Below are 16,017 nucleotides of genomic sequence, written 5' to 3'. Positions count from 1 at the left end.
CCCCACACCTGCACGGCCCAGAGGCCGGAGGCGACGTCCTTGATGAGGATGCGGTCGCCCTTGATGCCGCCGGTCGTGGTGCCGTTCAGGGTGATCGTGTCGTCGGTCGCGCCGGCCTCCCAGGCATTCGAGGTCGAGCCGGAATCGGCCGCCTGCCAGCAGACGCCCTGCATGATGTCGGTCGAATTGGCGACCTTGATCACGTCATTGTTGGAGGTCACCGTCGTGCCGACGATGATCTCGTATTCATCGCCGCCGCCGGTCGAGGCGGGCAGCGTCACGGTCAGGCCGGCCGCGGCATTGAGCACCAGCGGCGTCTTCATGTGCCGGGTGCGGTCGAGCACCACCGAGGCGGTGAGCGAATAAGGCTTGTAGCTATCCATGGTCAGGTCTCCGTTACGAGCTGGCGGTCAGGCCGAAGAGGTCGGCGGCGACGCCGAGGCCCTTCTCGTTGCTGACCTTCAGCGTGCCCTCGCCGATGATTACGCCCTTCTCGGCGTCGCCGGTCTTGGCGACATCGTTGTCGTCCTGGATCTTTCTGAGCCAGAGGAAGGAGACGAAGTCGGGATCGAGGAAGAAGGCGTTGCGAGCGACGCCGGCCGCGGCCGCCTGCACCCGGTTCGGCATGATCATCACCTTGCCGAACGGGCCTTCATAATAATCGGCGGTGGCGATGATCGTGTTCTTCTCGCCGCCGGAGGAGACGGCATAGCGGAACGACGCCACATTGGTGTCCGACATGAAGGTGACGAAGACGCTCTTCACATAGGGCGAGGTGACGGCATAACGCAGGTTGGCGCCGGAATTGTAGCCCTGCTGCATGACGCTATCGAGGATCGTCTTGGTGAAGGCGCGTTGCGTGCCGTTGGTCGCCGCCACCGTCAGCCCGGTGCCGGAGCTGAAGCCGCCATTGGCGCCGCTGGCGCCGCGGGACACATTGGTGACCAGCCAGGACGGCAGGCCGCCGAGATAGCGCGTCGCGCCGGCCACGGAAGCGGTGTTGGAGACGATGGCGAATTCGATGTCCTTGCGGACTTCGACGCCCTTCTTGGCGCGCTGGTATTTGCGCTTCTGCACATTGCCGGCCTCGGAGACTTCCTCCTGGGTGCCGGAAATGATCCAGTCCTTGCGCACGATCTGGGTATAGTCACCCATCCGCGCCGGCGGCGTGACGTTGGCGAAGGTATAATCTTCGCCTTCCTCATGCGCATTGGCGCCGGGGGCGGCGAGATCGTCCGTTTCCCATTCGGGATGGATCGAAACGCATTTGCCCTTTTCGACCAGCGAATAGATCGGCGTGTCTTCCGGCGTGATGCGGGACACCACGTCGGACAGCTCTTCTCGATTACCGACCGCATTGGCGGTGGTGAAGGTATTGGCGATAACAGCCATTGCCTATATTCCTTTGATGGAAGTGTCGGATCAGAAGTCGATCTTGAGCGCGTCGTGGATCGACCCGGTTTGAGACAGCTTTCGCATCGCGTCACGACTTCCTGCAGTCTTGCCCGCCTGCCGCGCCTTGGGCGTGAGCGGCGGGGCATTGTCCAGCTTGCTCATCGCCTTGCTGCGCGCCCGCTCGGCCTCCAGTCCCTTCATGGCCCAATGCATGACCTTGAAATACCGGTGGTCGTTGAATTGCCGCATCTCGTCGGGGCTGAAGCCGAAATCGCCGCCGGTGCTGAATGCATCGGCGAAGAATTTTTCCCGCACATCCGGCTTTTGAAGCTCCGGAAATGCGTCGACGAGAAGTGCGTTTTCCTGGGCAAGCGTCGCCTGCAGCTGTTCAGCCGTCATCTCCCGCGACGCCGTCTTGGTGTCGTTGGCGAAGGACAGGATGGACTGGATCTGCTCGATGCCGGAGTCGAACATCGCCTTGCGGCGGGTATATTCGCCCGGGTYGGTCATCGCCAGATGCCGCGACGGTTCGTCGGGAAGCTGTTCTGCAAGAAATCCGGCGACGGCGTCCACGGATTTGAGGACGCGAGCTGCCGTCGACTCAAGCGATCGGCGCGAATTGCCGAGAGCCTGCGTCTTGTGTCGATAATCCTTGTCCCGCATATAGCCGTGCTTGAGTTCCCCAAGCGTGACCTGCTCGCCGCCTTTCATCAGGATGGGCTGCTTGTCACCGTCATCGGCTTCGTCGGCTTTGTTGGCCCCGGCCTCGCCGGTCGGCTCATCGCCTTCGTCATCGGTCTTCAGGTTTTGCGCCGCCTTTTCCAGGCTGACGGCGTCGTTCCTCTCCTCGCCGTCCGGTCGCCAGGCTCCGCCGTTGTCCTCTTCGGGATCGTGGAAATCCAGGCTTGCGGCATCGTCGAGGGAAAGGGTTTGCGATGCACTATCGCTCCCGGCCGAGGCCAGGTTGGCGGTTGCTGTCGTCATCGATGTTGTCCTTGGGTTTGGGAGCTTGTCGCTCCGCGCCGGCCCTATGCCGGCGCCTTCTTTCCCTCGACGGCGGATTGAGCCAAGCTCCTGATCCGGTCGCGGAAAAGTCTGATGACGCGGGCCTCGGCGGCCATCACGCGTCGTGTCTCGTCGTCATTCGGCTTCGCATGGATGCACCGATCGATCGCCGATGTCTCGAGCTCGTCCCAAAGCTGGTTGAACAGCGGCATGTCGAGCAGCGCCTGTGCGATGCGCCTGCGTTCCTCATCGGTCATCGAAGTCTCCGGTTGCGGCGCCTATCGCCCGGATCGGCCGCAGAGCTATCGATATGACGCAAAGACCCCTCACGACTTACAAAGTCGAGCCACTGGTCTCGACCCGTCCGTCGAACCCTCACAAGGGGAGCTTAACCCGCGGCTCCGCTGTGTCCTGATTGACGCCGGGAGAGTGCCACGAGTCTTCTCCCCCCTTGTGGGGGAGATGGCCGGCAGGCCAGAGAGGGTCTTTCGCCATATGCGATAGCTGTGGTATCGGTCGGGCGAGCGCCTATGCAATAATGCAGAGTTAGTTTGGCGGCGACGCAGACGCGGCTTTCCTCTTCTTCGCAGCGAGGAAAAGGGAGCCAAGCGGCTCGCCGCTCACGAAACCGCGCTGGTCGGGTTTGCGCCCAGCAACGCCCGCATGATCGCATCCTTGACCCCCTGGTTGGGCACCCTCGGTTGAGCCGCCGTCCCCTCATCCGGGCTCAGGGCCGCATAGTTGTCGGAGATGAGGTTCGGGGTGCGGGCGTTGAACAGGATGTGATCTTTCAAGAGCGGATGCGAGTTGACGTACGCCCTGATTTGCTTGGCGGTGTTAGGTGCCACGGTTTTGAAATAATTCGGATTTTCCATATAGGCGCGAACGGCTTCTGCCATCAACTCAGACGGCTCGTCCCTGGGAAGATAACCGAAATCCTTGGGCATCTTGTTGCCATTCACGTCGCGATAGACAGTTTCAAGCTCCGGCTCCATCTCGGGAGTGATAGGTATATCCCGATAGGGAATTTTAAGTTTTCCGTTCTTCAGCCAGGTGATGACGGTGCCCACCATGTTATTTATTGCATGACCGTTTTCATGGTCTTGGACCAGACCCGCGTCATTCTTTGACAATCCGCTGTCCACGGTTACTTCAGACTCATAACCACCGTTGTTGATCTGCTTTTGAACTCTGGACGTGGGTACATTCTCAAATTGTCCTAAATCCCCGCTTTGCATAGGCTTGATCGTAGGCCCCTTGCCGGTGGTTGCAATTGTGATGTCGTCGCGCTTGCTGGCTGGCAATGGTCTGTCGCGTTTGTTCAATGTCTGCCTTCCGACAACAGCGGCGTCGGCGCCAATCGCATCGCCATCAATGGTCAGTAGAAGTTTGCCAGTGGTCGGATCATAATGCTGTCCCCGAACAGGGTTGGCGTAGTCGGCGCTGAAAGGCCGGGCTTTTTTGTTCGGTGGCAGATGGATGCCATTGTGGGATTTCCGGCTCGAGGGGCGCAAGCGCCCGCTTTCATCGGCCGTTTGCCCCCCGGCAGTGTTCTCCGCGATCGGCGGATCACCGACGATGGCCGGAAGAGGTTTGCCGGTGACCGGATCGAATTCCTGTTTTGCAGCGGGATTCAACGTCTCGCTGCTGCTCGACGCCAGGTCTTCCCTCGACTCGGCTGCTCCCGGCGACAGTTTCTCGTCCTTCGGAAGGCCGGTCTGTACATCGATGCCCTCCCCCAGTATTTTGCTTTTGATATAGGGTATGAGCTTGCTAGCTCCGATCCCGAGGAGTGTCTGTGCAGGCGCCAAAAGGGCACCAAACTCCGCCTGCTTACCGGCTTCTCCGAGCCTGTTTTTCAGATCCCCTTGTCCATCGCCAAATCCTTGAGCCGCGCCGCCGATCGTGCCAGCAACGGTAGCGGCGGCCATGCGTGGCACAATCGTCTTGCCAACATTGCCGAATATCCAGTCCACGAGAGCCGGAGCCCTAAGCGCGGTCGCAGCGATAGTGGCGGCGCTCCCGCCCAACTTTCCCGCAGTCGCGAATACCGGATGGTTCTCATCAATGTTCGCATCTTTTGCGCGCTCGATCTGTAGCGCGTGATTGTATCTGTCGTTCCAGTTCTCTTCCGGTAATGGCTGGGGCACCCAACTCCTTGGAACAAGTGACGCGATATAGGGCGCAACCGTAGCATTGATTCCGGCATTCATTTCGTCTGCATAGGAACCGAAGATTGGTACGCCGCGGGCGAAAGTGCGGCCGAAGTCGTCGACGTTTTTGTCCGTCAAATCTGCGAGATCCCCTGCCGAACCCGCTCGAGTGCGTGCATCCCGCGAGTTCTGACGCTCCTTCGCCAGATCGTCCCCGTTCATGTAAGAGGCAAAGTTATCTGCATGGCCAAGGGTCAGGTCATTGGCGAGCATTCTGATAACATCGTCAGCAGCTTGACCGGCTTGGCCATACCACGGAAGGGCGTCATACCGAGCTATGACTGGATCCTCGATCGGTTTTGGGGTGACGCTGTTCAAATAGTCTTTGATTGCCTGAATATCGGATTGCGTCAATGGCCGATTGAACGCGCTGTACGGCACCCGCCAACGGCCACTCCGTTCCCATGAAATGTCCTCCATGGCCGAAGGATCGCGCTGCGCCTTCATCTGATCCGGAAACGCCAGCGGATTCCCCGTGTCCCGCCTCTGCTGTTGGCCTGCCGCGGCGAGAATAGCCCATGGGTCCCACGGGCCATCGGCGGTCGCGGGCTGGTTTCGGATATGGTTGCCGGCGTTGCGGGGATTGTCGGAGGGCGGCGCTGCCCGTACGTCACTCGACATCTGCCTGGAACCGCCGGTCGGCAACGTCCGGCCTGCTCTTTCGGCCTGATCGAGCCATCTGAGCCCAGGATAGGTGATAGGGTCCGCTGCGTCCTCAGGACCATTGCCGCTTATCGAAGCCGCCGGCCTGCCACGCATGGCCTGCGTAATCATTTGATTGGTCACATCGTTGCCAATGCTATGGGGATCGGCGGGCGTCACGGTATCGGCGAAATTGGTGTCATCACCGGCGCCATCACGTCTTAGGAAACGGGCCTGCAGGCGCGTCGGCCCTCCGGCGCCCAGCTGCCTGTTCATGCCATTCAGCATGGACAGCGGACTGGTGCCGCCATCATCAGCGACCGGCGGCTGATTTAACGCCGCCACATGCTGCCGCTGAATTTCCTGCGCAATCGCGTTCACCGCTTGGGTGTTGCCCGCATTCTTGGCGTTTGCCAGCGCCTGGTACAACTCATCGATCGTCGCCATTAGGAGTTCTTTCAAGAGGTCGTAGATTGATAGGTGCCGGGCCGCATTCGGCGGGGCTTGATGCATCTGTAAGAGCGGTCGCAGGTCATGCGAAAACCCTCGCCACCTTGCTGCGGAGCCGATGGTCAGGTTCACCGATCAGACCATCCAGGCCTCGGGCCTCCCAGAACCTGACCGTTACCGCAATCGGCACACTCATCTGGGGCTTCGGCGATCTGCTCCCGTTCTGAAGCGGTCACCCCTCACCCCGGCATTCCGCCGACATGCGCATTCGCCACCGGCTCGCTGGTCAGGATCTGCGCGGCGTTCTGCTGGCGCCGGAGCGCCAGTTCCTGGTCGATCTGGTAGCGCTTCAAATCGCCCTCCTGCTGCAGGCGCTGCTGCTGCAGTTGCAGGTCGTTCTGCAGCTTCTGCTGCTCGATCTGGCTATCCATCTGCGCTTTTGCCGCCTGGGACTGCTGCTGCGCCTTGATCTTCTCCATTTCCGGATCGGGCCTGTTCGCCGCCGCCTGCTGCATCTGCTGCAGCTGTTGCGGGTCCGGCTTGGTAAAATACATTTCCGGCGTCTTCAGCCCCGCCGCCTCGACCCCGCGGGCCAGCGCGTTCCAGACATTGTCCGGGGTGACATAGGGGTTGTTGGCCGGCCCGAAGGCGCCGAGCAGCTTTTCCTGCTGCGCGCCGATGAACTGCATCATCGCCATGTCGCGCTCGCGCGTGCCGGCGCCCAGCCCGGTATTGACGGTGCAATCCATCGCCGCATTCCATTGCCGCGGATCGAACTCCACCCATTGCCCGCGCAGCCGCACAGTGCGCGGCTTGTCCTGGTGCTTGATCACCATCCGCAGCACAATGCCGAACAGCCGCTTCAGCCCGCGGGCAAAGGTGCGCACCATCTGTTCGGTCTGGCCGATGCCGGCCTGTTCGAGCAGCGCTGTCGCCGTCGCCGTCATGTTCTGCAGCGTATCGGGCGGCAGGCCGCTCGAGGCATCGGTGACACCGGTGCGATCCATCAGCGCATTGTCGAGATAGTCGAGCATGCCGAAGGATTGCTGGGCGACGAAGGGCACGGTGTTGATCTGGATCGCCTCGCGCACGTCGACACCCTGGTTGATGCGGATCGGCTGGCCGAATTTGGGGTTCAGCACCGCTTCGGGATTGGCGATCGTGCCTTCCTGCACCGCCGGCTGCGGATTGTTCTGCCAGTAGATATTGTCGAGCGTCTGCCTGAGCAGCACGGTCTTGACCCGCTGGATCTCCATCGCATCGTCGGGGATCGAATTGCCCTCGCGCTGATGCGGCCGCCGCTCGACGACGAGATCGGCAAACGGCACATCGTCCGTCTCCTCGTCCTCAACCTTGTACTTGTCGTTGATCGCGCCGAGATAGACCATGCGCCGGAGCTCGGCGATACCGTCGTCATCCTGGTCGATGCGGGCGTAAAGCTCGTAATACTCGACCTCCTGCGCCGCCTTGGCGGCTGGGTTGTCGCGGCCCTGCCAATCGCGCCTGCGGCTGAATTGCTCATCGTCCTTGCTGTCGTCGGTGCCGGCGGTCGGCAGGTCGTCGACCAGTTTTCTGTCATAGCCCATCGCCACCAGTTCGGAGCGGCGCATGCGCTTGTTGATGCCGGTGAGTGGGCTGTCATCGATATCGAGCGCATCCGGATGAATGAGAAATTCCTCCGGCGCCACGCCTTCGAGCCGGATCTGCCCGGCCTCCGTCACCCGCCGGATCCGGATGTCGAACACCGGCTCCTGGCTCGGCTGCCCGCCCGGCACGTCGATCTGCTGCATGCGTTGATCCTTGCCCAGCACCTGGACGCTGTCGTCGCCGACCAGCTGGATCAGCGCCTGCTGGTCGAGCCCGGTATGCATGGAAATCGACACCGAGCGCTTCTTCTGCCAATAGACCCGGACAATGCCGTTGCGCAGGCGAAGCGCGTCGTCGGCCGCATCCTCGATCGCCTGGTCGGCCAGGCTTTCGGGCAGCACGATATGGTTGACATAGTCGGTCGCCTGCTCGGCGCCGCCTTCATCGCCCTCGCTGAGCGGCTGGTATTCGACGATCCGGTCATTGCCGAGAATGGTGCGGATCAGCGACGGTTTCACCTTCTTGATCACCGCGCGCACATCGCGCGACACCACCTGCGAACGGTTCTCGTCCGCCGGCGTATCCTTCATCACGCCCTCGGAATATTCCATCGCCTTGCGGCGATCCGAAGACATGTCGGTGCGATATTTCTCGCATTCCTTGACCAGGTCGAAGACCTGGGCCGAGATCGTGCCGCGCTCCGGGCTGTCGGGCGTATCCGCCATCAGACGACCTTCCTTGTCTTGAAATCCCAGTTTTCGGCCTTGGGCTTCGGCGCCTCATAGGCCACGCACATCAGCCCGAAGGCATCGCTCGCATGGCTCGACCAATCGTGGTCGGGCCCGAGCCCGATGCCGCGCTCCTCGTCACGCTTCTCGTGATACCAGCCGAGCGCCGAGCGCCCGCCTTCGGTGGTCTCGGCATGAAACCAGATCGACGGAAACAGCCGCCGAACCGCCTCGATGCGCTTCGACGCCGCCCCGGAACCCTGGTTGCGGATCACCGTCACCGCATAACCGGCCTGGCGGAAAAACCCTTCATAGGAGGCATCGTGAATGCGATCCTTGGTCGAGCCGTCATGCGGCAGGATCACCTCGGTGCGCCCGGCCAGATAGCCGCGCGACCGCATCCATTCGAGATGCGCCGCCGCCGGCTGGCCGACGGCCTCGTAATAATCCAGCACCCGGATCTCGCGCCCGACGAACTGGGCAATCCAGATGGCAAACGCATCCGCCTTGGCGCCGGTGCCACCGATATCGACAAAGGCGCGATACTGCATCAGCGGATCCGCCGCGACCTTGCCGATCCGGCCCTCGCTCTTCGCCGCATTCAGAGGCCGGGCAAAATAGGCGCCCTCCTGCAGCGTGACGAAGTCACCTTCCCAGATATGCGCATATTGATCCGGCCTCTCCTTGAGGTCGCGCTGCCGGTCACGCTCCAGTTTCGCCGGAAACCACGGATTGTCGCGCCAGTTCATCTCGACGACGCGAAAGCGCTCATCGGCCGTCTCGCGAAACCTTTTATGCGTGGCGCTCGCCCGGCGGCGCGGATTCCACGTCACCCAGAGTTCGCTATCCTCCTCACGCAAAGTCGGGATCAGCACCTGCCACGCCGTCTCGCTGACCGGCTCGGCCTCGTCCACCCAGCCGAGCAGGATGCGCGCCCGCGACTTGATGCTGTCGAGGCTGCGGTCCAGGCCGGCAAAGGTGTAATAAATCCGCCCCGACAGCGTCGCGACATATTTCTCGCCAATGTCGAAATGCGGCTCCAGCCACGGCTCCGAACGGATCGCAGCCTTGATTTCCTCGAGCGAGGAACCGGCCAGCGAATTCATGAACTGCCGCGCGTAAAGGATCTGCCCGCTGCGCCCCGCCGCATCCCACATGAAGGCGCGCACCGCGGTCATCTTGGCAAAGCTGCGCGTCTTGGCACTGCCCCGCCCACCCCAGGCGCACCGGATATCGGCCTCGCCGGAAAACACGGGAATGAGCTTTGGCGGCAGAACGATCTGCTCAGTTGTCATGGCCAGGCGCCACGAGTTCGATCCGCTGCACAAGCTTGATCGGCGCCACCGCCTCATCACCCCCGGCAGCCGCCTGCGCCTTGTCGTCGATCCGGTCAGCAATCTCCTTGATCGCCCGCAAATCCCCGCTCTCGGCCATCTCGATCAACCGCGAGGCGATCTGCCGAAGCCCACGGCTATTGTCGAGCTCCAGCGCCGCCAGCTCCATCTTCAGGGCATCCCGAAACGGCATGTCCTGCTTGCTGCTGCTTTTTGCCTTGCGCGCCATGGTCAAACGCCCCGATCACGTGAAAGGGAAAGCCAGTCCACCATTCAGCACCCCGGCTTCGGCCACGGCTTGGGCTTGGTCTTCTTCGCCATGGCGGTTCCTTTCATGCATGAAAAAACCCGCCAGCTTGCGATGACGGGGTGGCGGATGAGCGTGTGTATGGACTTACGGACAAACTGAAGAAAACGGAAAAGGCCACAAGCCTCCCACTGTGCCGATCGCCTGTTGGCGTCGGCTGGGTTCGGGTATCGGCAGCGATGGCCGAGGGACCCGAGGCGTCCTACACCGGCATTTGGGGGGTGGAGCGAACATTAACAAGGTGGGATTTGAATTTAGATGAATGCGGAGATCTGGCGCGTGGCACCCCCCTTCCAGGTTCATCGAAAGGCAGAGGCAGATGCGACATCTCTGCGCACTGGCGCCACCTTGCCACCTGGCTAGCCAAGAGTTTCTCGGAAGCAAAGCCATGGTTAGGAACAGTTGGGTGGCGGTTCTTGGCCCGACGCGCACGTCCAAGCGAGGAACAGATAGTGCCGGCTGATAAGAGTTATGATGCCGACTGGCTCTGCGCCGGAATGCGGTCGCGATGAGCATGGGCCAATATTCCACCGAAATTTAACTGCAAAGCCCCTATGGTCTTCAGCCCCTGGTTTCTACACAGGACACCTATGACGGGCACGATCGATGTCTTATGATATTCAACCATATATCGACCTTATACGATCATTTCTCGATGAAGAGATCCCCGTCGAGGTTTTCGAGAAGCAGTATCTCGATATGTTCAAGGCGGAGAAAAGGTCGCTTCCGCAGCATCTGTATGAACCGCTAAATTGGGTGTTTACAAGTATCGATGTCCATGTTCCGGATAAAGATGGACGAGTGCGCGAGCCATATGAAATGGATGATTCTCGCTTCCTCAAAGACATCTCAGAGACATACTCAAAGTTGCTGGCCTTGAAGTAAGCCATGCACGCGTGAGAACGCCTGTTGCTTTGACGGGATGACCGCGATTGACGCGAAGCGGCCATGTGAGGCTGCGCATCTACTAAGCGGCTTTGCGCCTTCATATCGGCCATTCAAATCCGAACCCGGGATTTCCAAAAGCAGACGCATGTCATACAGCTATGTCAATAGCTAGGAGAAAGTTCGAATCCTGTCGGGCGCGTCCCCGTTGCATTCAGAGGTGGCGCTCGCGGGCATCGAGCCCGTTTCGCATTAGAGACCTTATCGCCGGTCAATCACTCGCAAGGGAAACTTCGCTCTCCCCTGCACCCCATCGAGCAAAGGGAGTTCCTGCCCTCACGCAATCCTGACCAACCGCCCCGGTTGGATGCCGCCAGCGTCTGCCGCTGGACCGCACCAGGGGCTTCCGCACGCGCCAGACCACGGTTAAATGCTTCTGTTGTTCCGGTTTAAATGGTAAGTAATTAGGGAATGGTGACCAATCAAAACAAAGCACCGTCGACAGGCGAAGCGAACGCAATAACCGGGTACTGGAAACAGTACGAGTATTCGGCAAGCGTCCTCTTTCGACACATGCAGGACGGTGCGCTCGAAGCCATATCAATCGCGGAACCGGCTGCCGGCATATTCGACGATTTGGTCCTGCATGCCGAGGGGCGCGTTATTGCCACTCAGGTAAAGAGCGAAAAGAGTGCGAAGTATGTTTCCCTCGGCACTGAGCTAAAGGGCGCACTGATTGCGGAAATGGCCGCCTCTTGGCTCGCCCTGAAGGAGCGTTTCCAGACAGGCAACGTGCATCTACGCTACATCTTTGCCGGTCTCTTCAGCACTTCCGATACCGCTCTTGCGAACACCAATGCTGAGGGTGCACGTCACAGTGCTGCATTTGCCGATTTCATCTCCTGCTCAGAACTTGACGATGATGCCATCACCAGCTCGATCTGGAGAGACGCGCTCACTGATCTCCGAACTCGATCTGGCCTAGATCAATCGGCCTTCCTCGAGTTTTTGCAGCATCTTGAGCTGAAGGATGAGCGGGCACTTCAGGCAAATGCGATGGCCAATTTTGCCCCAGCGGACCGATCGAAAGTAGCAGCGATCCAGAACCTGCTTCCGGCACTCGTCCGCGCCTCGAACGCCGGTCAGAAATACACCGAGCAGGACCTGATAGATAGGTTGAGGTGGCGGTCGAGGCTAAGCCAGCACAACGTCCACATCTTTCCAGTTCCGCCCGATTACCAAGAGAACGAAGCGACAGAGAGAAAGCTACTCGATCTCATTGAGCACACAACGCAGGGCTATATAGCGCTCATTGGACCTCCGGGGACCGGCAAGTCTACACTTCTGCAACGTGGGCTATTCTCGACCCCCAGCTACAGTATCTCGAGGTACCTCGCGTTTCATCCCGGCCAGCGGCACGGTCTCGGCCGAGCCGAAGCAGGCGAGTTCCTAAACGATATAATCGCCGAGCTGCGCAGTCAGGGGCTCTACGCCTCAACGTTCTCGAACGACAATCTGTCGGGGTTGAGGACGGAATTTGCGAAACAGCTTGAAGCCGCAGGAGCCAAGTATACAGAGTCAGGTCGAAAGACGCTCATCGTAATCGACGGGCTCGACCATGTTCCGCGCGAGGAAAATCCCGAAGTAAGCTTTCTAGCCGAGTTGCCGGCCGCCGCCGCTGTCCCTGAGGGCGTGGTGATTGTCCTCGGCACTCAGCGTATCGAACTCCCGGGCTTGCAGGCGACGATTATTCAGCAAGCGAAAGAGGGCGAGAGAACGGTCACCATTGAGCCGTTGAGCAAGGCGGCCGTATTTGCCCTAGCAGACGCAGCCAATCTCCCTCCATTCGTCGACAGAGACGTTCTCTTTGAAAAGTGCAGTGGCCATCCCTTGACGGCACGCTACTTCATCGAGGCGCTTCGTTTTGTTACCGACGCCGACCTCGCAGAGAAAATCCTCTCCGACACCGATGGCCTGGGACAGTCTCTCCAACAAATCTACGAGCGTGTTTGGCAAAAACTCGACACGGCGCCATCATCTCGCTCGGCATTAGGACTTCTCGCGCGGGCGGAAGGATCGCTGTCATGCGAGCAGCTCGCTGAAGGCAGTAACGACGAGGCGGTCGAGGACGTCCTTGCGACGGCTGGATTCTTGCTTTCCATCGATCGCCAGAGCCGGCTCTCCATATTCCACAACAGCTTTCGACTATTTGTGGCACAGGAGACCGGACGGAAKTTTGGCAAACCTAGCAACGACCTAGAGCAGGCTATCCATTCAAAGCTTGCAGCGATCGCTGACAAAGCGCTGCCCGACGACCCGCAATACTGGTTTCAGTTACGGTATCAGTCGAGGGCCGGGGATTTGGCTAGGGTTCTCGCGCTTGGCACTCCAGCTATTTCCGGCAATCGCTTCGCGCCTTCCGTCCCTCTGGCGAAATCTACACGGACTTGCGGCTTACTTATGCCGCAGTGAAGCCGACGCGTGATCGCGTCGTCCTCTTGAACCGGCTGCTCGTCGAGAAAGAGCTCGATTATCGTCTGGAGGCAGTCAGCAGTCTCGACTTCGTCGAGCTCCTACTGGAACTTGGAGATGTAGAGCTTGCGACCCGGCACGCTCTTGAAGTTGGCGAAAGTGGCGAGGGTTGGCTCAAACTCGTCGACCACTACTGGTTCAAAGGAGACACTGAGCGAGCTCGGCAAGTTTTTGAAGCCAACGAGCCCCTTGAGGTTCTTTTCGCTGGAGAGGGTTTCGATCCGTACAACGAAATGAAGCGCGCGCGCGGCTGGATCGAGAGAGCACAGCGCTTCCGGCCGCTCGACAAGCTCGCTGCACTGGTCGACTCGGTTGTCGTTCAGACGCGTGGGATGCATGACGACGACGATGGCTCGGGTACGCGGCGCGGACTCAAGTTCAGCCTTGCCTTGGGAGCTGTCAGCGACCAGCGCATCACCGACTTGTCAGAGATCAAGAAGCTGCTCGAACTAACCGATGAAGAAGCTGCGTGCTTGGGCGTGCATGCTGCAGAACTCGCGTTTCAAGACGAGAAGCGAGATGAGGCCCTCAAGTGCCTCTCACTCGCATCTAGCGCGCTCGATACGGCCCATCCATCTTGGAGACGCGCGGCCGCCTTGGCTGCAAGGAAACTCGGAAACCTGACCCTCGCGGCAAGGCTTGCCTCCACGCTTACGATTCCCAGGCTCGATCGTCAGGATACAATACACGAGGACCTAGGGGACCTCTCGAGAGCGATCATCGAAACTGCTTTCCTCGGCGCAGCTCTAGGCGTTTCGATTCCAGACGAAGGCGGCGCCCGCGATCCAGAAGGCAGCACGCTCCTAGCAAACGCCCACACAAAAATGCGGGAGCTGGGTGCCTTGAAGGCTCTCGCTCGCGAGCAAGAAACCAGCCTGACGATGCGGGCCCTGAGGTCCCTTGTCCTCTTCTTCGCTCAAACCCGAGCGGACCCCGGTGATTTCGCTGCTTACCGGTTTTTTGGCTTTCTGGGCAGCATTGCTCGGCACCTTGTTCAGATAGCCGAGACCTGGGGACAAACAGCGTTCGACGAATTTGTCGCTGCAATGGATGAAAGGCTAGCGCGCGGTGACAACAACCTTGCGCGTTCCGAGGGTTTCCGGGTCAAATTCGCTAAAGCAGTTTTCGACGTCAACGGCGACTCCGCTGCTGCACGAACGCGCGCTGACCTTGCACGGGCTGCTGCGCGCGCCGACCGCACTCCCCATGAGGCGGTAGATTCCTATACGTCGCTCGCGCGCGTGTACTGTCACATCGGCCTCGCGGACGAAGCCCGCGCCACGCTCGACGCTATGCACCAAGATACATTCGGCTATTGGTTGCGGGCCAAGAAGGAACCTCAGTACACGTTCTGGGCGTGGTCGTTCCTAAAAGCCTGCGAGACTTCTCCGAGCACCATGGAGGAATCTTCTATCGCCTTCGCCCAGTTCATTCTCGGCATGGACGAGACTGAAGGGGACGAAACGGCCGTCCGGCTGGTCGCGGACCTCTTGGACGGCGCTGGAGTGAGTCCTCGTGTTCTTGCAGGGGTCACTAACAGGTTGCTCCAAAGTAATCTGGCCACCTGGGCCCGAATTGTGGAGGCCGCCCTTGCCTCAATCGCTAAGCATGACCCGACCCTTGCTGGTAAAACCATCATCGCCTGCGCTTATCTGGTCGTGCCATTCGCAGCCGGTGGCATTGAGCGGTACCTTAAGGTGGCGCTTCCCGCGCTCACGCCTTCCGAAAGGGAGGGGTCAATCTCGATCCTTCTGTCGTCGGTGCAGCGCTGGTGTCCGCCCTCAGAGCGCGAGATCATCCTGAAGGAGATTATTCATTTTGCTCCTGAAGCGGCGCCAGCGATCGAGCCGCTGATTCAGGACGCCGCCAATGTTGCAGAGAAGCTTCGCCGAGTTACCCGCGGGGAGCCGAGCGACTATAGTTCTGAGCGCAGTGTCTCAATCGACATCGAGGCGGATTCCTTGGAATCTCTTCTTGCGGCCGGAGACGGAACGACGAACTATGGAGATCGGGTTGACTATTCATATGCTCGCGCCGCGGAAAATCTCTTCCTGAGCTCAAGCAAAGAGGACATCGAGAATTTCATCGCCAAGCGGCCATACATCGTCGCAGATGCCAAAGCTACTTGTGCAATTTCGCGGCGTTACCTGCAGYTCGGCCTCCGTAAGGAAGCGACCACATACTTTGAGCTCGCCGAGAAGGCCGCTTTCTCAGGTCACTGGTCAGCATTCATGGGCGGTCAGAAGCTTGCGGTGCAGCGGCTTCGGCTGGAGCTAGACGGAAAGACGGCGATCGAAAGAGGGTTCGATGTCCTAGTCACTGAACTCTCAACAGGCCAGTCACACGGCAGTTCGCTCTTCCTGAACCTTGATGACGTACTTGAGTTGATCGCAGATCCAATCCCCTTCCGAGAATTCTGGTCAGAGACAGAAGAGCACCTGAAGGAGTATCGAGAGTTTCGGCTTGCCAAGCCGGTCGACACAATCGACAGCGCTCAAACATACTCCGACGTCCTCGCCTTCATCGTCGCCTACGCGTTAAAATTGTGCTGCCCAGAGGTGACCAGCCATGCGCGCCGGGCTGGACGCCTAATCGCTAGCAGCGGCACAGGCGCCGGGTTTGCTGAGAAGCTGGCAAGCTACCTGCGCGAATATTCGGACGGAGGGCGCGAGCGTGCAGCGCTGCTGCATAGTCTTAGAGCAGTCCCGTCCTTGCGCTCATTCGTCGTCGACGAAGCCCGAGTGCTAGTACCTCTGCACAGAGATTATGACTCTTTGGCGATTGGGTTTGGGTATGCTTTGGCAAGTTTGGCGCGGGCTTGCTCGGTTGAGAACATCCATTTGATGCGGGCTCCACTTTGATTGCGACGGTGTTCCCAAGCGGCGACTTCGGCGATGAGGCGATCGTGGCTTTCGATGCGGCGGTTAAGACATTGGCCG

General features: G+C 59.9%; 10 protein-coding genes and 1 pseudogene. 2 read left to right on the top strand and 9 right to left on the bottom strand.

Translation table 11 applies throughout. From position 1 onward, the window contains the following. From AC1D06_RS37595 to AC1D06_RS37560, 8 genes are all read right to left on the bottom strand, one after another. Positions 1–383: hypothetical protein (locus AC1D06_RS37595; protein ID WP_477990732.1), on the bottom strand; the 383-nt coding region annotated here is incomplete at its 3' end. 13 nt (positions 384–396) lie between these two features. After that, entirely contained in the window at positions 397–1,392 is a 996-nt protein-coding gene (locus tag AC1D06_RS37590; RefSeq protein WP_477990731.1) for a DUF5309 domain-containing protein, read from the bottom strand. 30 nt (positions 1,393–1,422) lie between these two features. Further along, on the bottom strand, positions 1,423–2,379 hold the full coding sequence (locus AC1D06_RS37585) for a hypothetical protein (protein WP_477990730.1): 957 nt from the start codon (positions 2,377–2,379) through the stop codon (positions 1,423–1,425). Between the two features lie 44 nt (positions 2,380–2,423). Beyond that, positions 2,424–2,657: a hypothetical protein gene (locus AC1D06_RS37580; RefSeq protein WP_477990729.1), complete on the bottom strand. Its 234-nt coding sequence runs from the start codon at positions 2,655–2,657 to the stop codon at positions 2,424–2,426. Positions 2,658–3,020: 363 nt separating this feature from the next. Continuing rightward, positions 3,021–5,702 carry a hypothetical protein gene (locus AC1D06_RS37575; RefSeq protein ID WP_477990728.1) on the bottom strand — a complete coding sequence of 894 codons (2,682 nt, stop codon included), beginning with the start codon at positions 5,700–5,702 and terminating at the stop codon, positions 3,021–3,023. 242 nt (positions 5,703–5,944) lie between these two features. Further along, positions 5,945–8,017 carry a portal protein gene (locus AC1D06_RS37570; protein ID WP_477990727.1) on the bottom strand — a complete coding sequence of 691 codons (2,073 nt, stop codon included), beginning with the start codon at positions 8,015–8,017 and terminating at the stop codon, positions 5,945–5,947. Next, a complete protein-coding gene (locus tag AC1D06_RS37565) occupies positions 8,017–9,315 on the bottom strand; it encodes a PBSX family phage terminase large subunit (protein WP_477990726.1) in 1,299 nt (432 codons plus the stop codon). Before AC1D06_RS37565 ends, AC1D06_RS37570 begins: the two co-directional genes overlap by 1 nt. Beyond that, positions 9,305–9,583 (bottom strand): hypothetical protein, encoded by a 279-nt coding sequence (locus AC1D06_RS37560; protein ID WP_477990725.1) that lies wholly within the window; start codon positions 9,581–9,583, stop codon positions 9,305–9,307. Before AC1D06_RS37560 ends, AC1D06_RS37565 begins: the two co-directional genes overlap by 11 nt. Before the next feature lie 684 nt (positions 9,584–10,267). On the opposite strand from AC1D06_RS37560, the gene AC1D06_RS37555 reads away from it, so the two are divergent. Together AC1D06_RS37555 and AC1D06_RS37550 are read left to right on the top strand one after the other, a co-directional pair. Next, on the top strand, positions 10,268–10,546 hold the full coding sequence (locus AC1D06_RS37555) for a colicin immunity domain-containing protein (RefSeq protein WP_477990724.1): 279 nt from the start codon (positions 10,268–10,270) through the stop codon (positions 10,544–10,546). Between the two features lie 471 nt (positions 10,547–11,017). Continuing rightward, positions 11,018–13,018, top strand: a complete 2,001-nt coding sequence (locus tag AC1D06_RS37550) for an ATP-binding protein (protein WP_477990723.1) — start codon at positions 11,018–11,020, stop codon at positions 13,016–13,018. Between the two features lie 2,824 nt (positions 13,019–15,842). On the opposite strand, the pseudogene AC1D06_RS37545 reads toward AC1D06_RS37550, so the two are convergent. Beyond that, positions 15,843–16,017, bottom strand: a pseudogene (locus AC1D06_RS37545) (IS630 family transposase); the annotation flags it as partial.

The sequence above is a fragment of the Rhizobium sp. P2_G2 genome, from assembly GCF_056403555.1.
This window is presented reverse-complemented; position numbering and strand designations above follow the sequence as displayed.

Coding starts and splice junctions, on each gene's coding strand:
- AC1D06_RS37590 (WP_477990731.1), bottom strand. CDS start 1,392: ATGGCTGTTATCGCCAATACCTTCACCACCGCCAATGCGGTCGGTAAT.
- AC1D06_RS37580 (WP_477990729.1), bottom strand. CDS start 2,657: ATGACCGATGAGGAACGCAGGCGCATCGCACAGGCGCTGCTCGACATG.
- AC1D06_RS37575 (WP_477990728.1), bottom strand. CDS start 5,702: ATGGCGACGATCGATGAGTTGTACCAGGCGCTGGCAAACGCCAAGAAT.
- AC1D06_RS37570 (WP_477990727.1), bottom strand. CDS start 8,017: ATGGCGGATACGCCCGACAGCCCGGAGCGCGGCACGATCTCGGCCCAG.
- AC1D06_RS37565 (WP_477990726.1), bottom strand. CDS start 9,315: ATGACAACTGAGCAGATCGTTCTGCCGCCAAAGCTCATTCCCGTGTTT.
- AC1D06_RS37560 (WP_477990725.1), bottom strand. CDS start 9,583: ATGGCGCGCAAGGCAAAAAGCAGCAGCAAGCAGGACATGCCGTTTCGG.
- AC1D06_RS37555 (WP_477990724.1), top strand. CDS start 10,268: ATGTCTTATGATATTCAACCATATATCGACCTTATACGATCATTTCTC.